Source organism: Iningainema tapete BLCC-T55 (genome assembly GCF_014698965.1).
Classification (GTDB): Bacteria; Cyanobacteriota; Cyanobacteriia; order Cyanobacteriales; family Nostocaceae; genus Iningainema; species Iningainema tapete.
This window is the reverse complement of sequence record NZ_JACXAE010000008.1, coordinates 1-23,568: the sequence shown is the minus strand read 5'-3', so window position 1 is coordinate 23,568 and position 23,568 is coordinate 1. Positions and strand designations below refer to the sequence as shown.

The 23,568-nt window shown below is 40.7% G+C and carries 28 protein-coding genes; 14 read left to right on the top strand and 14 right to left on the bottom strand.

Annotation, left to right across the window (positions count from 1 at the left end; translation table 11 throughout):
- Positions 1-17: 17 nt before the first annotated feature.
- Positions 18-293 (bottom strand): TnsA endonuclease C-terminal domain-containing protein, encoded by a 276-nt coding sequence (locus ICL16_RS45150; protein ID WP_337906879.1) that lies wholly within the window; start codon positions 291-293, stop codon positions 18-20.
- Positions 294-396: 103 nt separating this feature from the next.
- The gene (locus tag ICL16_RS45145; protein ID WP_238360529.1) at positions 397-840 is read right to left on the bottom strand and encodes a TnsA endonuclease N-terminal domain-containing protein; all 444 of its coding nucleotides are present in this window, start codon (positions 838-840) and stop codon (positions 397-399) included.
- Positions 841-1,016: 176 nt separating this feature from the next.
- Here ICL16_RS45145 and ICL16_RS00805 point away from each other — a divergent pair, with 176 nt between their 5' ends.
- Positions 1,017-1,964, top strand: coding sequence for a tyrosine-type recombinase/integrase (locus tag ICL16_RS00805; RefSeq protein WP_190825000.1), 948 nt, complete (start codon positions 1,017-1,019; stop codon positions 1,962-1,964).
- A 15-nt stretch (positions 1,965-1,979) separates the two neighbouring features.
- Here the strand turns inward: ICL16_RS00805 and ICL16_RS00800 are convergent, their stop codons facing one another.
- Entirely contained in the window at positions 1,980-2,603 is a 624-nt protein-coding gene (locus tag ICL16_RS00800; protein ID WP_190824999.1) for a hypothetical protein, read from the bottom strand.
- 208 nt (positions 2,604-2,811) lie between these two features.
- On the opposite strand from ICL16_RS00800, the gene ICL16_RS00795 reads away from it, so the two are divergent.
- From ICL16_RS00795 to ICL16_RS00775, 5 genes are all read left to right on the top strand, one after another.
- Entirely contained in the window at positions 2,812-3,231 is a 420-nt protein-coding gene (locus tag ICL16_RS00795) for a XisH family protein (protein ID WP_190824998.1), read from the top strand.
- Entirely contained in the window at positions 3,219-3,554 is a 336-nt protein-coding gene (locus tag ICL16_RS00790) for a XisI protein (RefSeq protein ID WP_190824997.1), read from the top strand. The genes ICL16_RS00795 and ICL16_RS00790 overlap by 13 nt, the downstream gene beginning before the upstream one ends.
- A 530-nt stretch (positions 3,555-4,084) precedes the next feature.
- Entirely contained in the window at positions 4,085-4,327 is a 243-nt protein-coding gene (locus ICL16_RS00785) for a hypothetical protein (RefSeq protein WP_190824996.1), read from the top strand.
- Between the two features lie 134 nt (positions 4,328-4,461).
- Complete coding sequence (locus ICL16_RS00780) at positions 4,462-5,184, top strand: glutathione S-transferase family protein (RefSeq protein WP_190824995.1); 723 nt, start codon at positions 4,462-4,464, stop codon at positions 5,182-5,184.
- A gap of 149 nt (positions 5,185-5,333) precedes the next feature.
- Positions 5,334-5,927, top strand: coding sequence for a formylmethanofuran dehydrogenase subunit E family protein (locus tag ICL16_RS00775; protein WP_190824994.1), 594 nt, complete (start codon positions 5,334-5,336; stop codon positions 5,925-5,927).
- A gap of 281 nt (positions 5,928-6,208) precedes the next feature.
- On the opposite strand, the gene ICL16_RS00770 is transcribed toward ICL16_RS00775, so the two are convergent.
- Positions 6,209-6,535, bottom strand: coding sequence for a DUF2281 domain-containing protein (locus ICL16_RS00770; protein ID WP_190825015.1), 327 nt, complete (start codon positions 6,533-6,535; stop codon positions 6,209-6,211).
- Between the two features lie 1,322 nt (positions 6,536-7,857).
- On the opposite strand from ICL16_RS00770, the gene ICL16_RS00765 reads away from it, so the two are divergent.
- Positions 7,858-8,064 carry a hypothetical protein gene (locus ICL16_RS00765; RefSeq protein ID WP_190824993.1) on the top strand — a complete coding sequence of 69 codons (207 nt, stop codon included), beginning with the start codon at positions 7,858-7,860 and terminating at the stop codon, positions 8,062-8,064.
- Positions 8,065-8,234: 170 nt separating this feature from the next.
- Here ICL16_RS00765 and ICL16_RS00760 read toward each other — a convergent pair whose 3' ends face one another.
- Both ICL16_RS00760 and ICL16_RS00755 read right to left on the bottom strand, forming a co-directional pair.
- Positions 8,235-8,477: a TRADD-N-associated membrane domain-containing protein gene (locus tag ICL16_RS00760; protein ID WP_190824992.1), complete on the bottom strand. Its 243-nt coding sequence runs from the start codon at positions 8,475-8,477 to the stop codon at positions 8,235-8,237.
- A 610-nt stretch (positions 8,478-9,087) separates the two neighbouring features.
- Positions 9,088-9,303, bottom strand: coding sequence for a hypothetical protein (locus ICL16_RS00755; RefSeq protein WP_190824991.1), 216 nt, complete (start codon positions 9,301-9,303; stop codon positions 9,088-9,090).
- A 537-nt stretch (positions 9,304-9,840) separates the two neighbouring features.
- Here ICL16_RS00755 and ICL16_RS00750 point away from each other — a divergent pair.
- The 3 genes from ICL16_RS00750 to ICL16_RS00740 all read left to right on the top strand — a co-directional run bounded on the left by ICL16_RS00750 (position 9,841) and on the right by ICL16_RS00740 (position 12,685).
- The gene (locus ICL16_RS00750) at positions 9,841-11,292 is read left to right on the top strand and encodes a LuxR C-terminal-related transcriptional regulator (RefSeq protein WP_190824990.1); all 1,452 of its coding nucleotides are present in this window, start codon (positions 9,841-9,843) and stop codon (positions 11,290-11,292) included.
- Positions 11,293-11,368: 76 nt separating this feature from the next.
- Entirely contained in the window at positions 11,369-12,112 is a 744-nt protein-coding gene (locus tag ICL16_RS00745) for a class I SAM-dependent methyltransferase (RefSeq protein WP_202895348.1), read from the top strand.
- 309 nt (positions 12,113-12,421) lie between these two features.
- The gene (locus ICL16_RS00740) at positions 12,422-12,685 is read left to right on the top strand and encodes a hypothetical protein (protein WP_190824988.1); all 264 of its coding nucleotides are present in this window, start codon (positions 12,422-12,424) and stop codon (positions 12,683-12,685) included.
- Positions 12,686-12,904: 219 nt separating this feature from the next.
- On the opposite strand, the gene ICL16_RS00735 is transcribed toward ICL16_RS00740, so the two are convergent.
- From ICL16_RS00735 to ICL16_RS00720, 4 genes are all read right to left on the bottom strand, one after another.
- Entirely contained in the window at positions 12,905-14,194 is a 1,290-nt protein-coding gene (locus ICL16_RS00735) for a hypothetical protein (RefSeq protein WP_238360528.1), read from the bottom strand.
- A 44-nt stretch (positions 14,195-14,238) separates the two neighbouring features.
- Positions 14,239-14,745 carry a hypothetical protein gene (locus ICL16_RS00730; protein WP_190824986.1) on the bottom strand — a complete coding sequence of 169 codons (507 nt, stop codon included), beginning with the start codon at positions 14,743-14,745 and terminating at the stop codon, positions 14,239-14,241.
- Positions 14,735-15,919 (bottom strand): GIY-YIG nuclease family protein, encoded by a 1,185-nt coding sequence (locus tag ICL16_RS00725; protein WP_190824985.1) that lies wholly within the window; start codon positions 15,917-15,919, stop codon positions 14,735-14,737. The genes ICL16_RS00730 and ICL16_RS00725 overlap by 11 nt, the downstream gene beginning before the upstream one ends.
- 156 nt (positions 15,920-16,075) lie before the next feature.
- Positions 16,076-16,564 (bottom strand): GIY-YIG nuclease family protein, encoded by a 489-nt coding sequence (locus ICL16_RS00720; protein WP_190824984.1) that lies wholly within the window; start codon positions 16,562-16,564, stop codon positions 16,076-16,078.
- Between the two features lie 79 nt (positions 16,565-16,643).
- Between ICL16_RS00720 and ICL16_RS00715 the strand changes: the two genes are divergently transcribed.
- From ICL16_RS00715 to ICL16_RS00705, 3 genes are all read left to right on the top strand, one after another.
- Entirely contained in the window at positions 16,644-17,135 is a 492-nt protein-coding gene (locus tag ICL16_RS00715) for a hypothetical protein (protein WP_190824983.1), read from the top strand.
- Positions 17,136-17,408: 273 nt separating this feature from the next.
- Positions 17,409-17,687 (top strand): hypothetical protein, encoded by a 279-nt coding sequence (locus ICL16_RS00710; RefSeq protein WP_238360527.1) that lies wholly within the window; start codon positions 17,409-17,411, stop codon positions 17,685-17,687.
- A gap of 397 nt (positions 17,688-18,084) precedes the next feature.
- Positions 18,085-18,879: an IS1 family transposase gene (locus ICL16_RS00705; protein WP_202895347.1), complete on the top strand. Its 795-nt coding sequence runs from the start codon at positions 18,085-18,087 to the stop codon at positions 18,877-18,879.
- Between the two features lie 404 nt (positions 18,880-19,283).
- Here the strand turns inward: ICL16_RS00705 and ICL16_RS00700 are convergent, their stop codons facing one another.
- On the bottom strand, positions 19,284-19,439 hold the full coding sequence (locus ICL16_RS00700; RefSeq protein WP_190824981.1) for a hypothetical protein: 156 nt from the start codon (positions 19,437-19,439) through the stop codon (positions 19,284-19,286).
- A 99-nt stretch (positions 19,440-19,538) separates the two neighbouring features.
- Here ICL16_RS00700 and ICL16_RS00695 point away from each other — a divergent pair, with 99 nt between their 5' ends.
- Positions 19,539-20,498: a hypothetical protein gene (locus ICL16_RS00695; protein WP_190824980.1), complete on the top strand. Its 960-nt coding sequence runs from the start codon at positions 19,539-19,541 to the stop codon at positions 20,496-20,498.
- A 399-nt stretch (positions 20,499-20,897) separates the two neighbouring features.
- On the opposite strand, the gene ICL16_RS00690 is transcribed toward ICL16_RS00695, so the two are convergent.
- The 3 genes from ICL16_RS00690 to ICL16_RS00680 form a co-directional block, all read right to left on the bottom strand.
- Positions 20,898-21,080 (bottom strand): hypothetical protein, encoded by a 183-nt coding sequence (locus tag ICL16_RS00690; RefSeq protein WP_190824979.1) that lies wholly within the window; start codon positions 21,078-21,080, stop codon positions 20,898-20,900.
- A gap of 152 nt (positions 21,081-21,232) precedes the next feature.
- Positions 21,233-22,393, bottom strand: coding sequence for an HlyD family secretion protein (locus ICL16_RS00685; RefSeq protein WP_190824978.1), 1,161 nt, complete (start codon positions 22,391-22,393; stop codon positions 21,233-21,235).
- Entirely contained in the window at positions 22,390-23,406 is a 1,017-nt protein-coding gene (locus ICL16_RS00680) for a metal-dependent hydrolase (RefSeq protein ID WP_238360526.1), read from the bottom strand. Before ICL16_RS00680 ends, ICL16_RS00685 begins: the two co-directional genes overlap by 4 nt.
- Positions 23,407-23,568 lie beyond the last annotated feature (162 nt).

The following is a 23,568-nucleotide window of genomic DNA, read 5'->3' as shown; positions in this document are numbered from 1 at the left end:
AAAAAATCACTGCTTTATTAATTAAAAATAATTTGTTTAATTGCTTGAACGTCAAGACAGCCGGATATTTTGGTTGACACCAGATCCATTACTATTTCTTTGATGGCGAGCAGATGCTTAAAGAGCATTAGTGATGTGCCAGCTTCTATATTCATTTCTCGGTCTAAAGCCGAGGTCACTTTGTTAATAGTAGCACTACTTTTTTGAAGCCTTGATTTCAAAATAATTGAGAGCGTTCGCAGTTCTTCAACATCCATTTCACTGGTTGCTTCTAAGGAGTAGGCAGAATGAATCCACTCGACATTAAGAGCTAAAAGCCTGGGAATTTCTTTTTCTGTTACAATTCCCCAGTCAATATTTTGGTCAGCATAGTAGCGTCTCTCTAATTCTAATTTCTCAGAAGAATGATTTTTTTTCTAAATCTGAAGATGGCTTGACCGTTCGGGCAATTTTAACTGACGAATCCTGGGTATTGACTGTTAGCATGAAGTCAGTGGTTAAAACGTAGGGAGTGCCGCTAACAGGGTCAATGGGATACTTAAAACCCATGTCACTAGCTATACTCATTGCTAGGTCTAGGTCGAGCAGGGGGAATTGCTCCCTTATATCGAAGACAATATCTGACCACTCGAACAAGTAAAATAGTCGCCGCTCGTGGTCAGATAAGAAATGATGTACTCGATTGGTTTTCCAACCAGGGCTTCTCGCCGATCTGCCCATTGACGGGAAGTCAGAGACGGTGATCCACGGCAAGTAGTTTTCCCCACTGCCTTGACCGCGACCTTCTTTGATGTAGCGTTCAAACTTGGCTTGTGTCCACTCTCGTTTACATCTAGCCATAAATAAGCCTTTCTGGATCTGCCCAGACCATGCACATCCTGAAATTGTAGAACTTTTTTATTTATTGTTGGACTTTTTTATTTATTGTTCAACTTTTTTATTTCTCCACACATCTTCCTTGGACTCGGTAATTTTATGCAAAAATTAGTCTTTAGAACAGTTATTCCAAAGAGTAAATGCCAACGCTAAGTTACGATCAACCAGAAAATCTCAAGTTGATTGAGCCAGTTCCCCTGACTCAGCATCCGGCTGCGGTGTATCTGGCTTCGTTGAGCGATGGTTCTATCCCAACTATGAGACAATCTTTAAATGAGATTGCTTCTCTACTCACGTCGGGTGAATGCGATGCTGATACTCTCAACTGGGCTGCTCTACGCTACAAACACACTTCTGCTGTGCGTGCAGTTTTAAGAAAAAAGTATGCCCCGGCGACTGTTAATAAGATGTTGTGCGCTTTGCGGCGGGTACTTAAAGAAGCGACTAGGTTAGATTTGATAGATCCTGTTGATTATGCTAAGGCTGTGGATTTAAAAAGTTTAAATAGAACGGAAAAACTTAGAGGTAGGGCATTAAGTAAGGAAGAGATTTCTAATTTATTAGAAGTGTGTAAAAAGGATTCTACTAAGAGTGGTGCTAGGGATGCGGCGCTAATTGCTATTTTACGCGGTGCTGGGCTACGACGGGCTGAGGTGGTACAAATAGCGCTCTTAGATTACGATCCGCTTCATGGTGCGATCGCTATTCAGCGGGGTAAGGGAGATAAAAGTCGGATGGTGTATCTACCAGATAGTGCGATGATTCTAGTGAAAAACTGGTTGGAAGTAAGAGGAGATAAACCGGGACCATTACTTTGTCCGATTAAAAAAGGTGGAGAGGTGCAGTTTAGGCATATGTGTCCGGATGCGGTGCTGAAGATTATCAGGAGAAGGGCGCTACAAGCTGGGGTAAAATCATTTTCACCGCATGATTTTAGAAGAACGTTTTGCTCAGACCTTTTAGATGCTGGTGTTGATATTGTGACTGTACAGAAATTAGCTGGTCATGCTTCTGTGGAGACGACGGCTCTGTATGACCGCAGGGGAGAGGAGACTAAGCGTAAAGCAGTGCAGAAGTTAGAGTTTTGATGTATTATACCACAATTATTTAACTGGGTGGTAAAGTTTGTCTTTTTCATTAAACTGCCATCCCATACCGCTGGGATCTCTGTCCTTGCACCACCGTACAAACTCTTTTTCCGTCATGGTTTCGCGCTTCTCACGTAAAGTAGCAACATCTGTTACCAGCCGCAACGCTAAATTTTTCTCCTCAAAGGGCTGGAGTTGGGGAGCCTCCCTTTGATAGTACTGGTTGGGGTATGGGGTTCTGGAGCGAGCCTTAGTGGGGGTGCTCGCACGTTGTAAAACCATAATCGCCCCTTCTAGTTGTGCTAGTCGAGTTGTCATTGCTTCTAGCTTTTCTTCTAAGTTAGTTACAGATTTCAGTATCGATTTGCTATCAATATCGCTATCACTACCTTGACGTGATTCTAGTAATTCTACCCTAAGCTCAAGTTGCTTAATTGTTTCACCACTAGCCCCAACATTGATATCAGTGTTGCTATCAATATTTGATATCAATGACTGTAAACCATGAAGCACAGCATTTGTTTGTCCTAGTCTGTGTAGCCGTGATAGCTCTTTTACTGCTTCAATCAGTGGGGTAGGCACGCGGAGCATCTGGCTAGGTGGGGTCTTTTTACTTTTGTAGGACTTCTTTACGGGCATGTTGATATCATTTATGATAGCGAATAGCTATCAGTATTCTAAGACAAAAATTTATGTCTCTTGTCACTATTAATCTACCCGAAGAAATTTTATCAGCTCGTCGCCCAACGACAAAGTAACCCGTCAGATTGCGCTTAAATATTTGGTAATGAATGGAGTCGCGTTAAAGGGAGTAATATAGAAGCAGGAAAAATTATTGTGGATATGTATGCCTGCCAAAGATGTCTTTCATGAAGTGGTTAAGAGAGCTTTACAGAAGGACGGTTGGCATATTACTCACGATCAGTTTTCAATTAGTGTGGGTGGTGTGAATATTTCCATTGATTTAGCAGCCCAAAGGCTGCTCGCGGCAGAGCGGGGGGAAGAAAAAATTGCTGTTGAAGTTAAAAGCTTTCTGGAAAGATCGTCTGCAATCTCAGAATTCCACACAGCATTGGGGCAATTCATCAATTATAGAGGAGCGCTGAGACGGCGAGAGCCAGAGCGAGTTTTATACTTAGCTGTGCCTATAACCACTTATAAAACATTTTTTCAACTTGATTTCCCAAGGGCGATGGTGGAGGAGAATCAAGTCAAAATGATTATTTATGATGTAGAGCGTGAGGTAATTGTCGAATGGAAAAACTAGAGCGATACCGCCAGAAGGTACAACAAGTCCTTTTGGAGTATGGTAAACAACAACCTGCTTACGGAGATATTGAGGTTGAGAAGATTTTTGATACAGAGCGCGATCATTACCAGATAGTGCATGTAGGTTGGTCGGGGCAGGATTGGGTACATAGTTGTATCATACATATTGACATCAAGGGTGAAAAGATTTGGCTTCAATGGAATGGTACAGAGGATGATATTGCAGCAGATTTAGTTGCAGCGGGAGTTCCAAAAGAGGATATTGTACTGGGATTTCAGTCACCGTTTATGCGGCAGTTTACGGAATATGCTCTCGGTTAGAATAACTCCCAAAAAATTACTCATTTATCAAGCACTGTCTCGTTTGCAATGTCTTTTAGGTTGTAAAGCGTAAGCCTGTGGCAGTTTAAGAGGACTTTTAGCCTAAAAGTGTCCCATTCAATGAAAGTTTTTTTGAACCAGCAGGCGATCGCGATTCGGAACATTGCTTTACGCTCTCCTTATCACTTTTACTGTGAAGGGCGATCGCACATTACAGGTGTGTGGATCGCACAGGAGTAGTCCGTGAGTCCCGCGTATTACAAAGCTTTACAATTAGCCGTATGGATCGCAGATGCTTCACGCTCGGTATAGCTTCAGAAAGATTTTCTGAAAAAAGCGCTCTGGTATTAAATATCCATAGCGCCCCATTCTTAAAACTTCCATTTAATTGTTGCTATTGCAATTGTTGGTTTATCCGCTCTTTGTTCTGTTTTTATCTAGATCTAGTGTCTGACATTGTACGACGAATGTCAACAATGTATGCCAAGATATGACAAAAATTTAGTAAACGAGTTTATATTGGAATTACAGTGTCAATTACAGATAATGGGTTAGGTATGAAAGCGGATGAAAGAATAATTTTTCGGATTAGCAGTTCTCAAAAGGAAGCTTTCATGGAGAAAGTCAACTTAGAGGGTAAAAAACCTTCTGAGGTACTGATAGGTTTAGTAAGAAAGTATCTTGAGGAACCAACTGAAACTTCAGAGATGGAACAGATCAAACAGAGACTAGAAAATTTGGAAAAAAGACTACTAGGGGAATCAGCCGCTTGAGGGAAAAAATGCCTCTTTCAGGCAATGGCACAAGCGTATCTTACATACTTATGTAAGAAAAGCATTCGTTGTATTAAGCGGGTTTAGTTTTAGCAATACCACTCATGTATGTCACTTAATGTACCTGTAACTAAATGAGTAACACAACCTCAATACTTTTTTACGCCAATCGGAATTGCCCCTACGCCCAACGTAGTTGGCTAACGTTACTCGAACTTAAAGTAGATTTTGAGTATCAGGAAATTGAGCTAGGTAAAGATAACAAAACCGACTGGTTTTTAGAACTCAACCCTAATGGGACTGTGCCAGTCATCAAGCATGGTGATACGGTAATCTATGAATCTTTGGTAGTAAATGAGTACTTATGTGAGGTGTTTGGGGATGATAAGGTGAACTTGATGCCAAACGATCCGGCAGGGCGATCGCGTGCCAGAATTCTCATAAACCGCTGCGACTCAAAATTTGTGAAGCTCTCCTACAGCTACCTTTCTCACAAGCGCACTGCTGAGGAAGACTCGGTTGTTAAAGATAACCAGTTGCGTACTCAGTTAGAAGACGAGCTACGATTTCTTGATAATGCGATCAGTTCTACTGGTGGTCCGTATTTCATGGGAAAAACTGTGAGTCTTGTAGACACTGCATACATGCCTTTCTTTGAACGGATGAGTGTGGCGTTGGCTCATTGGAAGGACTTTGACATCAAAAATCTTTCATTGCCGCACCTTAATACTTGGCTTGAGGTTATGTCCAATCGAGAGGCATATCAAAAAACCCGTATGTCACTTGAACGTATTGTAGAACTGTACTCTCGTTTTCTTAATGTAGACTACTTCAAACGGGTGGGAATCGCACAATAAGCATTACTAAAACCTTTATGCTATCCCCAACCAGGTTGTGTAATAAAAGGCATCTATTCGCTGGATAATGATTTCAGATATTTAAAAGGGGTGTATTGATGCGGTTTTTATTATGCATGTTCTTGACTTTTTCAGCGTCAGCACTATGGATGACTAGCAGTGTTTCCAATGCCCAGACAACAGAGGATACAACTTCCCAACAGCTTGAACGAGTTGAAGATATTCATGGGGGAGCAGGACCTTGGGCAGTCGTTGGCTATAGGATGGCAAAAGCTGCATTAGAAATATTGGGCTTTACTGCAGAAGTTCCCCATACGAACCAGGAGCGTTTCCAACTGTATGTAGCTCATTATACTCCGTTATCTTTCTCTAATGGTGAGCTAGGACCGTATATCCAGTTTACTTCTATGGCGGATGGTCTTCATGCCGGAACAGGTGCAAGCATCGGTAAAGCCAATCTAAAAATTTGCAGCTTGCGTGGAATCAATAATCCAACGAAAGATCAACTTGAATTTCTTGCTTCACGGGTAGTAAAAAGTGTCATTGTTAGTCGTAAACCTAACCAACCACAACGTTGCGTTCAGTTAAGAGTAACACCAAATTTTGCTAAGAACTACATCAATTTACCTGTAGAGCAATTGGTGGCGAAAGGAGAAGAAGTGATGAAGTTACCAGATGACCAGATTTTCTCAATTGTTGAATTGAACAAATGCCCTCCCCCACCTCCCAAAGAATGTTGGTAGGATAGATTTGATAAGATTGCGATCGCCCAAAGGACAGTAGCGTTCGCGCAGCGTTTCCGCTCTTGAGAAGAGAAGCCAATCGCACTCGTGAACGCGCACTCAAGCTGCATCGCACTTGCCCACGACGTATTTCTTAGTTTCTTTTTGCTGCGAATTTTCCATCATGTATATTAATTCTGCCTGCACAATTACGCAGGTCGAAATGTTTGACTCTCCAACCTCTGCAATTCGACGAATGACATTCGATTCGCCCAAAATAATAGCGCAGAGCGTGATTTGTGTCAAGCAGATACATCATCAAAAGAGTTATCGTAAGCAAAATTGGCTTTACCGCGAGTTGCATAAACTAGCTGGAGACACTCTTCGTAGTCATCACCAGCCCATGTTCCTGCATGTCTGAGGATAGAACGACCAGAAGCAGGACGGTAGGGAAGTTGAGAGTTTTCAGGTGGTGTTTCCTGTGAGCCATTCGGTTGAGTAGACTCTGTTATTTCTGATTGTCCCTTTATTTGCTTGGTTTTTAGAAAGCGTAGGAAGTTTAATGTCTCTACTAAGAGAGATTCTGAGGTAGATTCTATTTCCTGAATAAGCTGTTGTTTAATAGTCATTGTAGTTGGTAACAAAGTGTGATTATTCATGCTAAGATGTTCCCTTCTATTTTAGTATTATTTTGCGAAAATTATTACGAAATTTCCAAATAGTTAATTATCCGGAAAATTTAAATATAAGTATGACAATTAATTCTCAATTTATGTTAATATTTAATTATTGCTAATGAAGACTTAATTAAGGGATATAAAATTAAAAAACAAATTTTAATTATTCTAATTCATGACGAATAAATAGGTAAACTTAGTAATAAAATGAATTCAACAATTTGGGTAAATTCCTATTAGAGCGTTAGAGTTAACGCTATTCTAGAGGATAAGGATAGCCCAATTCAAGTTGCAAACTTTGTGAACAATTAAGCTTAGTCATTGGTTGTGGGGGTAATAAAATGCGATTATTTATGCTATAGTTATTTCCTTGATTTTACTACTTTCTTGCTAAAGTTTCTATTAATCAACCTCTACTCTTGAGAATTGACAACGGGTTACGACTAATTGGTAGTTATTTGTGATCATTATGAAGGCGTGAAAGAACACGCCTACGTCGCCCCGATTTGCTTAAAAGCTTGTTGAGGCTCGTCAATTCAGTGTAATCTTAGCTACATAATTCCTGTCATATGTTTAGGTATGCAGCAGGCAAAACAGTGCACTGGTACAGATGGAAGCGATCGCCTATCAATTTCAACTTGAGGATGTGCGGAGCACACAGCAGTGAGTAAAAATCTCGCCCTCACTAGTTAAAAAATTTGCTATCTTTGGGTTATCCTACTAAATGTAGATGTAATCTCCGCCTTATGCCGAAGAAATTACCGCAGTAACTTTTATTGTCTTTTCATAAGACAATTGTCTTTACGACTCGACTTAGGTCAACATTTCGCGGAGAAAAGTAAGCTCATTGGGCTTTTATTGCTAGCGGTATTCGGTATTGATATTGGCTCGCCTTGAAGAGGCGTAGTTAGCTGCTGGAAACAGTTAGCCGATTTCAATGCACGAATACCCACAGAGCATATACCAGCTTTGCTGGAATTGTTGCATTCGTTCTCTTCAAGGTGAGCCTCCTAGTTCAACTAAAGGAGGTGATGAAAAGTGCAATGTTCCACAAAGTTCCAAATCAAATCCAATGAATTAAGTTTCGTGCTTAATGAGTGCGAATTCTATTGGATGCCCTAAATTGTTTATATTTGGGGCTTTTGTCGTGAATGAGCGCATGTATTCAAGTGTAAAAATGCACAAAAAATGCATCATTGTACTGGCTAGCATTACAGGAAAGCAGCCTGGTATCTCTCCAGGCTCGCAAATTAACTCACTCTAATCATAGATCGATGAAAATTCTCAAGAAGAATCCTTCTCCCCTAAATCAAAAGAATCCTCCACCTAGAGGACTTCTTCTATTGTTACTCATTGCCTCTCTGGTAATTGCCCCTACTGTGGCGGCTGTTTTGTCTCCAAGTTCGGTGCTGCTTTACCTTAAAGCTTGGGGCATTGAGTACCAGTTTCAGAAAGGGGATATCCAGCGTAGCCAGAGGTAAGACGCTGTCCTTCGTAGTTGTGCTTACCGCACGAGTTTTAATTTAAGGTGGGGTTGCCCACATGAGTCTTATATGATTCGCTCAAGGAGGGAGAGCGATGCCTAAGGCATACGCCGCAAAGCGTCTACGTACCAATTATACAGAGATGGAGAGCGATCGCTCCTCCAACCTTAATCTTCATCCTTCAGTTCGGCTAAAATCTTATCAAGCTTGTCATTGCTGTCTTTGACATGTCGAATGCATTGCACGGTTGCAACCATTCCACCAGTGGCAATATCTGCACCAACACTTGCTCTTCCCGTCAGCAGTAGTCCTGCGCCGATTAAGCTAATGAAGGTAGAAACAGCAGTGGCGACAAGTGCCAGGTTGAAACTATGACGTGCTTGGCGCAGGCGTTCATCAGCGATACTCATTGCTTACCTCAAGATTTAACACGAGCTTCATATATTAAGGATTGTCATGAATGCTGCTGCCCAAGCGGGATACAGCAAGTGCCCTTCTGATACTGGTACTCAAAGCCAAAAGACTTGAGATGCACAGACATTGAATTGCAGTTTGGGGATAGAATAACCCCAATGACGGGGGGTACTATCAAAGATGCGATGAGCAATAGGTAAGCATACTTTCCTTGGGAAAGGCGTTTCCTGGGAGGATAGAGAAAAGTATTTTTATTATTTATCATTGGCTTACAATCAAAACGTACAAATTTGGTTAAGAAAGGCAGCTATGCTAACGGCGTCGGCGCTGAAGTATCCCCATGAATACATATGGTGTTTCACTACAAACAAGTGTAAAACGCAGGCTAAAAATCATCCGGAGCAGGGGATTTTACAAAGAATGTCGAATTACCTTTAAAAACTATAAAACCGGAGGAGTGGAACTACCACCTCTCCGGTTTATGAGAATCACACTCATCAAAAACCAGGTAATTAATGTATACATATTTAACTTTTGAATACTTCAAGATGCTAGTAATCTCAACAATGCAGAGCCACTGAAGTACAGTATAAAACTGCGATATGTTTATTCAAGTTGCTTCAAATGTAACCAACTTTGGATATCATCTTTCGTGAAGATAAAGCGCAAGGAAACTCCTGATTGAATAGTTATCGCTACTTTATCTACTCGTATTTGCTCAACATTAATTTCAATTTTACCGAAACCTGACTCACTTAAAATCATGTAAAGTTTCGATTGAATACACTCTTGCATTGCTTCGATACTATAATTTTGCTGCATTATACAATCCTCTCAATTGATTAAAAAATGATTGCCTGTAACCAATAGCACAAAAGTTTCTAATTGCAAAAATTGCCAACAAATTATGAAGCATTGGTGCAGCAATGTTGTGAATTGTAGCAATTGCACTTGAAAGGACAAGCCATACGAGAGACTCCGTATCAAATATTGAAAGTCATCTGTGAACAATTCCGAGTCTGCGATAACTTCTTCAGGACTTACGTAAGGCTTTTATGTCATTGTGAGCGAAACGTAGTGTAACAAAGCATCAAGGAATTTCTTCGCTATCGCTACGCTCAGAATGACAGAATTTCGTCTTTAGTGCGTAAATCCCATTCTTAATTAGAGGTTCCGCCCTGAGAATTTCTCACTGGTTCAGCAGCAGTGTAGTTACATAGCTGCAAAGTTAATGTCAGTTCAATGTGCGGCTTTATTATAAATGCGGCATCTTAAACTTAAATTTATCTTATTATAGTGCAACTTAAAATGTCAAGCTGCATAATAAAGTGAGGCATTTACAAAGGGTTCATGCAAAATATGGTGACAAAGGAGTTTCTCAAGGGTTTATTCCAAGCACGTAATTTATCTGAGGCTGAAGCAGAGGTTGTGTTTCGCGCTTTGGAAGAAAAATCTATAGAAGCAATAGCTAAGGAACTAAAAATTTCTGCCAATGCCGTCCGCAAGCGATTGGGAGAGGCTTACGATAAACTTGGTGTTCCAGGACGCGGCCCTGGGAAATTAGCAAAGTTACAGCAGATAATTTCGTCCCAGTATCAAACTCAAACCATCCAAAGAGTTTTGATTTGGTGGTCTGGTAACGATGGTAAGCAACTTGCCGATGGTCTCAAAAACACTATCCTTTCATATCCACAATTAGAAACTAGAGTGTGTACCCTTGACCCAGTAGCAGGCAAAGCTTGGCAGCAGGAAGTAGAACAGAGCTTAAAAAAGGCGGATTTTACGATAGGATGCCTGACTTCGAGTATGTCAGAAAATCCCTGGGTGAACTTTGCAGCTGGTTTTCTCGCAGGAAGGTTAAACAATAGGGTAGTGCGCTTAGGTGAAAAGCTCAGAGGTGTTTTAGCACAATCGTCTTCAATTGATGGTACTTCTCAGCAGGAGTTAGAAAAGCTGCTTCAGGAAATCACTAACAGTGAGCAACAAAAAGCTAAGGAGTGGGTAGAATTCAAATTTACCCAATGGCAAAAAGAACTAGCATGCGTTCCGAAGGAGCCGATATCATCTAATGACGATGGCATTAGCAGGGCGCTTGATTCGATAAAAGAAACAGAGAACTGCCTGAAAGCCAACCAGTACGTTCGCGAGAACGTCTGTTTTGAACTCATTATTCTGAACTCTGTTACAGAAATTCGCCATCAGCTTTTAGGGGTGAATTCAGATTACCGTATTCCCGCCGTTCTTTACCCACAGCGCCTTATCCAAATGCAACGAGAGTGGAAAGCTCGCGTGACAGCGCTAGCTCTTGTAGATCATCAAGAACAATTTTGGCCTGAGGCCGTTGGTAGAGAAATTTTGGATACAGCAGACCCTGAAAGCACAAGAGTGTTTGTATTTACAAGACCGGAGGACTTTGATCGCAACTTTGAAATGCTTCTAGAACACGCTAGCAAATATAACGTATTCGCTATGAGCTACAAAGTGCTTGCTAGTAATTATGATAGATTTGTGAAGGACTTTTCAGTGATTGAAGTATCTAATAGCGAAGTGCTGGCAGAATACATTGAGCCAGATGCCAAAAGTCAGGCAAAAATTATTCGATTTGGTGCTGACACTACAGAAGTGAAAGTTCATAAGGACAAGATAAAAGAAATTATCAACAGCAAAGATACGATTCCGATAGAAAAAAAACTTAGAGAAATCATTCTTCGCGCTCAACAAATTAAAATTAGCAACTTTGAAGCATTACGTACTCTCAACCAAATTCAAGAAGAAATTCGCACAAATTTACGTAAACAACTTTTTACGTAGACAATAAGTATATAATTTCCAACATACTTAGCTTCGTTTTTGTATGAACCACCAATTTTTCCGTGAGAGGAGTGTAATGAAGGCTACAGAAATGTCTAACTATATTGATGTCGAAGAGTACGACCAACACGAAGAAAAGCACGCTTATTATGTTGATATGATGGCTGAAATGAGCAGTATCTTGTCCAAGCACCGAGGAGACGATGCAAAACCTTGTCGAGTACTGGAATTGGGAGCAGGAACAGGAATATTTACCAAAAGACTTGCGAAAATTCCTAACGTTCAAGTTGTTGCAGTTGAAATTGATGTGCAATGCTTCCAGATACTAAAAGACAATATGCAAAAATATCCCTCAGTGGAATTAGTTAATAGTGACAGTTGCACCTATCACTATCAGGAAGCAGAATTTGACTACATTGTTTCCTCATTTGCCGATCATCATATTAGGACTAAAGACAAACAAACGTATTTGCAAAATGTTCGACGAAATTTGCAGCCTAATGGTTTATTTATAGTAGGCGATGAGTTTCTACCAGCTCACGATCCAAATAACTATGATGCTTGGGAAGCAGCATTACAAGCTTACCACTATCACATTATTGATATCGCTCTTCAACAAGGAGAAGAAAAGTTGGCAAACCTAGAACAAGATGCATTGAAGTCTGGATTGGAACAAAATGGTGACTTCAAGATTTCCTGTAAGCAGTATGAGGAGTTTTTAACACTTACTAAATTTACTTTTAATTGTAAAAAAATAGGACCATTAAATCGAGACGATGTAGGAGGGGTTTACGTTTATTGGTCTTGGTTTCAAAAATAAAATTTAGGTAGTTCTAAATCTAGAATTAAACATTCTTAGCCAACAAACTTATCGCCTAATGAGGTTGAGCAAAGATACCTATATAACGCAGAAATTAAGGCTAAAACTATTATCATGCTAAGCTTTGAGAATTTGTTACTTTGCTGTACGCAACATCTTCTAGGTAACGAAAAATCAAGCGTTTTTAGCCTCTATTTCCGTTTTTGCTCGAAGATCGGCTCAACCTCTAATATGTTAGCGCTTATTCAGAACGCCACTGCAAATTGAACAGTTTAATGCTAAACGTGTGGATCGTACAGTTACTATTGTATGAGTACTGATCGTTTTGATCGCGCACAAACGCGCAGTGAGAAAACAGCCCAATCGCACCATCTCAACTGTCACACCTGGTCCTTCTACCAGCGGGGTAAAATTGTACTACAGTTACAACGAGATGCTAAACTTTCTGTCTGTAGCACACGGGTTACAACTGGCACAACTATTTACATTTCTTTACAAGGAAAGCGCGCCCCATGCTCAACAAAATTTCAGGAAATCCCTACCTTCCATGTAGAGTTTGCCACTGATTACTGAGTTTGGAATCGCGCACAATAATTATTAGGTCACCAAACAAATTGATTAAGTGAGTGTCCTCAGATCCATACTATAGAAGAAGCAAATATACTATTCAGACCGCTTTGGGGCAGAACGAAACTCAAGGCGGTTTATTGTTTATGTCACTCAAGAGATGATCGCACTCCGCACCTACTCAACTCTAAATTAGTAAGCTGTGCGATCCGCACAGCCACACAATCAAGATTCCTGGTAATTTTGAAGTAGCCACCTGAAGACCTCTGAAGCTTTTGAAAAACCTTCAACGTCCATAATAGTTTCGATTATCTTTGCTTCATCCTCATTAGGAGTAAAGACAATTCTGCTATTGGAATTATCACCCTCTTTCTCCTTCTTAATTTTCTTTTCCATATCCCGGATAGTAGAGAATGGAATGCCCGTGTAAACTTCCTTAGCTCTTAGGGATAACTTATCAAATTTTTTATCTTCAGGTAGCTTAGAGTTAATAATTTCCAGTATCCACTGCTCTCCATGCTTGTCAATCAACTCCTGCATCATCATTACAGTCTTGCGGTTATCATCCTTGGTCTTAGGTAATCCTACACGAGTGTTGCTACCACAAGAAAGAGCGATCGCTCGATCTAAGTCACCTTCTTGAATATGTGCAAGTACAAGTTTCTTAGCTAAAATTGCTGCTTCAGTTCGATGATGTCCATCAGATGGTAACAACTGTTGGTTTTCAACATCCCAAATCAAGTTAATTTTTGCATCTTCTAATTCCCAATCCCAAAGATCACCTACCATTAATTGAGAGTAATGCACCACTCTGCTAGAGTCAGTTTGCAATCTACATTGAGTGCCAGCATCAAGGGTAATTAGTTGTGGCTCAACCCAGTGAACACCCTTGATTACCATACTTAAGCCAGTAATTGTCAATCTCTCATTAGAATGAGATTGCTGCTGATTCAAGCTCTCTTCTGGCTTGCTCGATTCCGAGGATGTAACTGAGGGCAACTGCGGCGATTCTGAAGTCAAGTGCGTCTGCGTAAGCTCGTTGCTGATTCCTAATATCTGTACCGCCGTTCTGGAGTCCGATGGGTTCACCCAGTTGATGGATCGCACATCCTCAGTTTGCTCGTGTTGGCGATCGCCTCCTGCCCCACTAGTTTTCAATGTTTCCTCAATTGACACGTTACACGTTCCACAATTTGACTGCTGTTTGGATCGCACAGTTACAGGTTCATCTTGTGTGGACGCAGAAGGTAATACCTCAAACCACCCAGGTTTCAAAGTGAGGTGCTTTTTAACTTCCCCCGAACCTGCATCTACATACACATTGTCCCCATCTATACCTGTAATTTCGGCTTCCTTACCTATCCATTGGGATAAATTACGAGTACGAACTTTTAACACCCTTACCTTTGTGCCTTTTTCTGGTAATTCTGCTTGTTGCATAAAAGTTTCCTCTGTTTCCACTTCATCACTGAAACTTTGGGGCGCTTTCCAGGTAAGCCCTGGTGGAATGGACAACAAACCACTGTGGCTCGGTTATAGAAGGTACGTGTGATGCTAACTCACTCGCGCAGTTCACCTTCTATTTCCTCCTCTTTGATTTCCTTCCAGTCACCCCTAGCTTTCCCGTGGTTTTTCTGCATGAGGATGAACTCTTCCTGGATGCGATCGCGTTTCCTTAAGTTGTGTGCCTGAGCTATCTCGGCAGTTGCATTTTCTGCACGTTTCTTCGCCATCTCAAACAACTTCTGAGTGGTAAGCTTCCAATCTTCGCGGGAAATAACATCTAATTTTCTGCAAGTGTCAAAGCTAATTCGCGTGTCGATTACACCCAGTTCTTTTAAATGCAGCCAATTTCGACCTTTGTTACACAGCTGGCAAACTGGGATGCGATCGCGATCGTAATTGTAGTTGGGGATCACTCGTTCAACAAGTAAGGGCTGTATCTTGCCCGTATCCTGACAGCAAAAACATTTCCACCCAGGCTGCCAAATTTCCTTATCTTCTCGCTCATCTTCAGCACGCATTGGCAGCGGTTCTAACGGCTCAAATTTAAATTCAAAGTTCATCTCCTACCTCCTCTTTAAGCCAGCTGTATTGTTTTGTCTCCCAACACCAGTCAATGAAAGCTTGTTTCTCTCTGTCAGACCCGGCAAACTCAAACGGATTCTTGGTTTGTTCGATTTCAGCTAGCCACTTCTCACGCTGTGGGTGGTTTTCCCATTTGGCATTCTGTGCGGATCGTACAGATGGGAGGATTTTACCTTTTGATTTACTCCACTCCCGTGCTATTTCCTCGTAATGCTTTTCTATCCACCTTTGAGGTAACTGCGGCGGTGATGGTAATTTAGCCGATTTTTCTTCCCCAAATTTTAAAAAACTCTCTCTCTCGTCTTCTGAGAGAGTTTGAATAAAGTCTGAATAGTCTGAAATAGTATGAGGGGATCCAGAAGTACCGTTACATAAGGCTTCTGAGTTCTCATTTTCTGACTTTCCAGAATCCATTCTGGTTTTCCAGAATCCATTCTGACTTTCCAGAATGGATTCTGACTTTCCAGAATCCATTCTGGATTCCTGGAATGATTCTGGATTATCAGAAAGCTCACCTTCTTGAGAATGAGATTTCCACCGGATAATAAATTCAGCTTTTTCAATCTCAACTAGCTGCTGATCCTTTAACTTGGCAATTGCCTCATAAACACTACTTTCTGGTACATCCCACTCCAGAGAAAATGTCAATGGATTGACTTTTAGTGGGCGATCGCACCAAGGGTTTTTCAGCTTCAATGCAAAAAAGATTAGTGAAGAATTATTAAGTATGCCAGCATTGTGAAGAGATTTAAGCTCCGATGCGCGAAGTGCATAGAACTTTTCGTTTGTGTCTTCTTGGTTTGATTGCTCCTGAAAAACCTGCTGCCAGTATTTTTCTCGCTGATACATTTTTTCTGTTGACTCTATTCCTTTTTTACTAACGGGAGCAATTACCTCCAAAATTTCGTATTTAATCGATTTCTCACCGTTAGAGTTCCAAGAGTTTTGCAGTAAACTACAAGGATGACAACCTTTTTTAAGAGCGTTGTAGTGGCTATTAATCTTCAATATTTTACCGTTGGCACTGATGTTTCTACTTTGACCAACATATGAAACACCTGTTAGTTCACAGTAAATTCTGTATATAACACCAACAGAACTTTTGTAACTTGTGATCGCATCCGTAAGAGTTAACCGATCATGCTGTGTCATTACCGCATCTCCTCCTCGGTCACAGCGGATACACCAGCCATGTCAAAATTTACGTCTTTTAACGCTTCTACTTTTTTTTGCTTTGTCATAGTATGTACGTAGGTTTTAAACATGCCCCGGCACTCCTGAAAACTTGCTGGGGCAATTTTGTGCTTGTTAGAAGTTAAACAGTTTTTTAACTTCCTCTAACTCCTCAGAAGAAAACTCAAACCATTCCCCATGAACTCGATGACTTGCTAGCTTTTTGTGTAAGATTGATTCTTCTTGTAAAGAATTTTCAGTTTCAAAATAGGTGATTAAGTTAACCTTATACGGCGCTCCTACAGCTAGCTGAACTATCCGTGAGCGCAAATCTGTTGTTCTGCCAATCTTGTATCGATTTGTTCCTGTTGCATGAAATAAGTAAACGTATTGCTTCTTCTTTGTTTCAGAGGAATATCCTTTAAAATTCTCCGACTGTGCTTCCCTATCGCAGCGGTTAGCTAAGGATAACGCTGAGTACAAAAACATTGCCTCGTCTGGATAGAGTTCTAGTACTACTTTTTCTGAGAACCTCCCTTGCTTTATTAGTGCTTCTGTCTGGGCAAATACCATTTCGCCGCATTTGCAAACTACGTCCCTTTCCTCCTGTGCTAGGCTTCTCATATAACCTCTTTTTTCCAAAATGGTTTTCTTATAGTAAACTATAGATTACTCTCAGTAAACTTAGCTCGAGGCAAATTATATGAAGATTTATGAAGCTTTGAGACAGGCTTTAAAAGAGTTTGAAGTTCCAGCGAACAAAGCGGCTGAAATATGTAGCGTTACCAAGGGGTTCATGTCGCTTTTTTTGTCGGGAAAGCGTTCAACTCCTGTCGAAAATTTGGATGAGTGGTTAAATAAGCTGGATGCCAAATATTGTGGAATCAAGCGCTTTTTTTATAGTCTTCTCTACAACTCAAAAGAAGTTAATGAGCAAGTCAACTTTAATAGCGCAACACCAGAGACACTTGTAGGATTATTGGACATGGATAATGAATCGTTGTTTGAGATGCTCTCTACAGAAAAGCTGTCTGTTGAAAAAAAAATAGTTCAGTTAATTGAAGCTGCCGACGATGACACTATAGAAGTAGTTTTATCAGCGATAGGACGTAAGTGGAAACGAGAAAGGCAACAGCGTAATAATATACAAAATAATTACGTAAGTAATTATCCTGAAGAATCTATTGCTGTATAATAATTATCCTGACAATCAATCAAGTTAGAAGCTAGTATCAGATTTCTCAGTATGACTTTATCGGAGATATCTTTTCAATAAAATATGTTATCTCTCCTGTAGATTCTAAGTAAATATCGAGGTTAACACGGTTGACAAAATGGAATTAGCTATGGTAGCAATAGGTCGAGCGAGGAAAAACTTTCGTATTTTTGCTGATCAAGCAACTAAGCGCATAGTTGTATGATTAACAATGATCATTGCATAGTTTGACTCAGGTGCCCTATGGTGGAGATGCCTTTCATAAGCTCAAATGATGTTCATAGACTGCTAAATAGCTTAACGCTACAGGAAAAAGAGGCTTTTTTAGCAGAGCAAATTGCAGATTTACCAGCAGAGTCAAAGGCAAGGCTTTTAGGGCTTGCGGACTCAAACCTAACTGTTCTCAAGGGGACTTTTGTGTCGCTAAATCCAAACGTAGCTGTAAATATCCAGGATGGTAGCGATTTTGACCCTGAAACAGTGCTTCTAGCTGTGGCAGATTTCATGGAGTCAGAGCGAGAGAAAAAGTAGCAACCAGGCGATCGCACAGAGTGCTAATATAAAGATTCTAATAAATATGTTATCTGCCTCTTTCTCTTCATGTGAATAGGGGCTTTTGTATAAATAACAAAGCTGTAAGGAAAAATGTTCCGAGTAATAGTATCACAATATCTCAACTTCGATTTGTTCTTCAATTATTTTTTTTACAAGTTTTTGTAATTCTATTTTTCGTGCCAATTCAGGCATTGATAGCCATACTTTGGTAGTCCCTACAAATGAGTGCAGGTGATATGAAAGTAGGCATTTTGAGGTATGCCGAGCATAAGTCTCCAGTACTTCAAATGCTTTTAACACAAGGCTTTGACACTTTGTGTGCTATACTTGTCACCGTATCTTTAAGGAGATTGTTTTTTTCCTGAGGGTGACAATGCTCATAAGTGATTTTCCAAAATTTTGTCCAAAAAAAGATTGCCCCTGCTATCAATCTTTAGACAATAAAATTACTAAAGATGGCACTAAAAAATTGAAAATTTCCGGCTCACGCAGACAAATGTATTATTGTCATGGAGGTAAGCATAGATTTTCTGAAACAGCTTATTCAAACTTGTGGAGAAAACAAGGAAGTGAGAAAGAATATATTCAAACAGCCAAGCTAAGTACGTATGGGTTATCTGCCGAACAAATTGCAGATGTTTTAGAAAGAGACATCCGAACAATTGAGGATTGGCTAGGAGGAATTGCGGAAAAAAGTCAACGTTTTCATGAAAGTATTTGTCTGATAATTGGGATAACAATACAGTTTTTACAGATGGATGAATTGTGGTCTTACCTAAAAAATAAAAAGCGACAATTATGGGTATTTTTGGCTTTAGATCCTAGCAGCAAGTTCTGGATAAACTTTGAATTAGGTTCCCGAACTAATCATACAGCAAATCGTTTGGTGAAAAACCTGAAAGCTCTAGTAAAGTGGGATTACAAGCAAGTTTTAAAAGTGACAACAGACAAATTAGCCGCTTATAAAAATGCTCTAGAAAAACAATTGGGAGAAATTCCTTATGTTTATTTGCAAATTGTTAAACAAAGAGTTCAAAGAAAACTCAAAACAGTGAAAAAGTTTTTGGTTTCGGGTGTGGCCGAAGACTTTCCTCAAGGTACGCAAAATACATCTTATATTGAACGATTAAACCTGACTCTTAGGCGTCATAGTTTCGTATTTACATAGAAAGACTCTGGGTTACTGTAAAAAGCAAACCAACTTCAATCGCATACTTTGGATTAACTTATTCGACTACAATTATGTGCAATTTCATCGGAGTTTACGGATTGATATAACCGGACAAAAAGTCAAGTTTCAGAAAAGATATAAAGAAGTGACTCCAGCAATGAAAATGGGGTTAACAAATAGTCAATTAAGTTGGAGATATTTACTAGTAGTTCCTATTCCAAAAGGTGGTTGATAGTGCGACCTGCACCCGTTTGCAGAGACTACCATATATTTTGACGCTTAATGTCAACGGTGATAGTTGAAAGGCTATTAACTGGCGGTTGTCCGCGCAACGATAACCACCTGTGCGATCGCCATTCTTTTGTCAAGAACTCAAGCAGGAAGAAAATACTGAGGCATTCTCAGGTTTCAAATGTAACTATGTAGTGGCGATCGCCTGAACGAAGATTTTCCTTATATTTACTCCTGTACAGGGTGCAAACTAGTAAAGCGATCGCATCATCTTTGTCAAAATCTTTACAACTCACATTATTTGTGAGATGATAGCTAATCACCATGCCTCCACTGGAGGGGATGTCATCACCATCCCCACGAGTGTAATTACTGAGGCAGGATTTTCACCCCTTGTAAACGTAACTTACAAAGGACTAATTATCATGTCTATTCTACAGTCTGAATCTCTAATTGAGTCAAAGTCTCTAAGAACAGAAACTTTGAGAAAAGCGTCACCTGTCGATTTAGAGTCAGTGCTAATGGCAGCTAAAGTACACGGTTTGTTTCAAGCCCTATGGAAAGGTGAGGGATGGGCTACGACTGCTCAAGTAGCTGAATACTATGAAGTTGCTAACGACTTAGTTCGTCTGGCAGTAAGTCGTCACAGGGATGAGTTTAAGAATGCAGGTTATGCTACGCCAAAACGCTCAGAACTCTCTCCAGAAGAGAATAGTATCATTTCGATACTTTGTGACGGACGTAAATTACCTGCACTTTTCAACCCCCGTGCAGCTGTACTTTTGGGAATGCTTCTAAGAGATTCTAAAATTGCCAAGGCTGTACGTGCAGCACTTCTAAAGATTGCTGAGAATCACTCTATCTTAGTTTTGGAAGTTGAGAGATTAAGAGATGAAAATCAACGGTTGCGTGATTTGTTAGAAAGCAATCAGCAATCTGCATCTAACCCATCTTCTCAAACTGCTGAACTATTAGGCGAAATGGCGCGGGTTGTAGAAGCGTATATTGATGGCTCTCGCTCTTTGAATCAATCAATTCATACTTCAATTCATCGGCAATCAGAATCTTTGAGGCTAGCCTTTGAAAACCTGAAAAGGCTCCATGAAAAAACATATTTGCTACCCGAAGGTGCAAAAAGTCTAGATTACAATGCGATCGCAGATCTAGCAAGATTAACGCCACGCTTGAACACTAAGGAAAGACGTGCTGCAATTACAGCTTTCCTTGAACTAATTGATACACTTCCAGAAGATGATGAGCGCAAGAAATGGAGCAGCCGTCAAATAGGAAACTATTTAGGAGTAAGTTACCGCACCGTTTGCGACATAATCAACGAGCGCAAAGGCAAGAAAGAACCACCTATGTTTCTCAGAAATAAAAGCTAATTTTGTTGTGATTTATTTATCACAGTAATTAAAAGGTGGGCTTTGCTCACCTTTTTCTGTTTGATCCACACAGCTTTGAGCAAGTACCAGTTGCGGAATTAGCATCAGGTGGGAGATTAGCAACATATCATACATTACCGTCACTCAGTAGAATCTGCAAGCGTGTAGTTTGAGGGGAGCGATGCCTGACGGCAAGGCTAGCGCCAACGCACCACCGGATTTTTACTTGTTTGAGTTGCATGGCGTTTGTAAAGTCTGTGGTTCAAACAACAAGAATGCACCTATTGTTATCTATTAATTAGTTGTAAAATCAAACAAGAAAACTCCTGATGTTTATATCAACAGGAGCTATAGTTAACTGACTATAAACGGAAAGTAGACTTTGTTGGCAGACAAGGTCTACTTTTCATTAGGAATTAAGTATCCAATAAAAGCACCTATGCTTACTTTTGCTACATCAAGAAAAGCAGGGCGACTATTTTCATCAATGACTGAAAGACCTATCAGTCCTAGTAAAGAGAGAACTACTACAATACCTAAAATTAGCTCTCTAAAATTAGGATTAGAGTTTGATGACTTCATAATGTACATCTGTTTAGAAATGGATGTACTTCATAGATTAGCTATATTAAATGTATATTTACTAAGTAAAAACACGTATTTAATCAGCCAATATTATGAAGTTTGCATGAAGTTTGATAATTACACTTAAGTATATGTAAAAATAATACATTTTAACTATCTTCATTAGTGGTGCTGGTGTTTAACTTTTTACCTTTAACAGCCGATTCAGGTGCATTAGCACTGATCGTGAGGGTAGTTGTGTAGCGTCCATTGTTACCTACCCACGGTTTTATGCGCCTAACGTAACCGTTTCGTGGCGATCGCACTACGGGTATCTGGCTCAACTTATCATCGAGCGCACTGAGAGAAAGATTAAGTTGAGCAAGTTGGTAGTCGCGATCGCGCAGATTTTGCGCGTACTGCTGTTGTTGCTGACTCCATTCCTGCTGGCTGCGATTTTCCTGCTCTATTCGCTGCGCTACCTCTATTGAAGCTTTGTATTCTAGCAATTTGCGGTTATTGTGAGCAGTATTAAGTCGAGAACTTGCGAGTTCAAGCTCGGAACGTGCTACCTGCACAGCAGTCTGTAGAGCTTGAAGCTGCTGCTGCTGCTCCACGCCGGCGGCATTAAGTTTCGCCCTGGCTTGCTCCAACAAAGACTTCGACTGCTCAGCTTCAGACTGAAGAGATTTAAGCTTTGATTGTTCATGTCTGATAATGGGGGATTGGAGTTTCATGTCTTGCATAGTAAGCAGCAATTCTTCCTGCTCCCGTACCTTTTCCTCAGCCAATCTGAAAGCTGATTCAGCCTTCTCTGCTTCAGCCCTTTGCCCTGGATTATCCGCTAATAGCATCGGTGTGCGGGATTGTAACAGTGCTTGGGCTTGCTTAGCTTTTAGCTGAGCTTGAGCGATCACCGCTTCCTCTTCCTTAAAACTTACTGGAGGCAATTGTGCTAGTTTTGGAGGCTTAATCGGTTTAATTGGTTCGGGAATAGGCTTGCTTTTCAGGTTATCTATTTGGAGTGTCACAGCCTGACGTTGTTTGTTGAGGCGATCGCGCTCCAATTTATTGTCTGTAATGGTGTCTCCTACCTTAATTTCCTGACCTTCTTTGACTAGAAGGAAAGAAGTATCTTCTACCGTTACTGTCAGTCGAAGTGTGCGATCAGCATAATTCAAAGATTCTTCTCTTTCTGTTTTTCCCTGAAACACTTCGACAGGTGCATCACTTGGAGATTGTGCAATCAGCGGCAGGGCAACTGCCAAAGCCCTACAACTCCAAAAAACAATCGATAGTGTAACTGTACGTACCCAAAAATTTTCACTCATAGTTGGATTTGCTTGATAACAACTTCCCCTGAGATAATAAAAAACTCTCTTAAAGGCTCTAACTCCTTTGGAGAGGCATATTCTAATGACACTCCATTACCATTCCGAACAACAGTTTGCATTACACCAGGAGTGGGTATTGGCAACTCCAAATCTGCTGCATCTTCTAGCCCAAGTGTACCTACTACCAAAGAATCTGTTGGCAGCGACTTAATCCAAGCCTCCCCCTCAGCCTCCTCAATTCGTTGACGGCGAATTTTCATCCTCATCCTTCCTTCCTTCACCTCCACCCGCCGTGAGATAATATCACCACCTCCCTCACCCACTCTCATAATTTGCCCCTGTGCGGATCGCACAATCAAAGTTTCACCCTGAGCATCAACTGCCCAAAACATTTCGTCAATTTGGCTGTTATCTACTTGCCTTGTTCCTATCACTCTTACTCTTACAGCCCGTTGACTCTCTTGACGAAGAAGCTCTATAGCCGTAGAGTTGTTCGCCAGAAAGTGAGTAGAGAATTGCTTAGTCAGTCCGCCGGAACTGATTAAATTGGCACTTAACAACCAGATGGCTAGAGCCAACGCCAGTACCGTATATTCCGCAGGTGTCCCAGTTGCTAATCGTAGCCTGGGATTCTTACCGCATACGTATATAGACTTACTTGGGTAGAGTAAGCGTACACCAGATTTAGTAAAAGTGTCAGCAACTGAACTGATTAAATGACCCAGAGGGATTGCTAGCCAATGCTTCCATGAGAAGTAGTAAGCCAGAGGAAGTGCCGCTACAGCAGTAAATCCGGTAAACAAAAGCGAGTGTGTAACCGATCTGTGTGGAAACCTTTCCTCCAAAAGTTTAGCTAACGGATAAAGAATCTTTCCAACGTAGCTTTTTGTCGTATCCACATCAGGAATTTGACTGGCAATAGCGGCGCACGCCAGTACAAAAGGCTCAGTTGTGCCAAGAACGGCGGTGGTTCCCGCCAGTGCAATTGCGCAATGAGTAAACCCCATCATCTACGTCTATCCTCCTTTGGCAGCATGAGGCGAAGGTATCTGAAAGCCATGAAAGCTGCTAATGATAATCCACCAAGGATATATAGGGAGACTCGTAAAATAGGATAAATCGCTATTAAACGGTATAAAACAGAATTGTGGACTGAGTGAGGAGTGGTATAG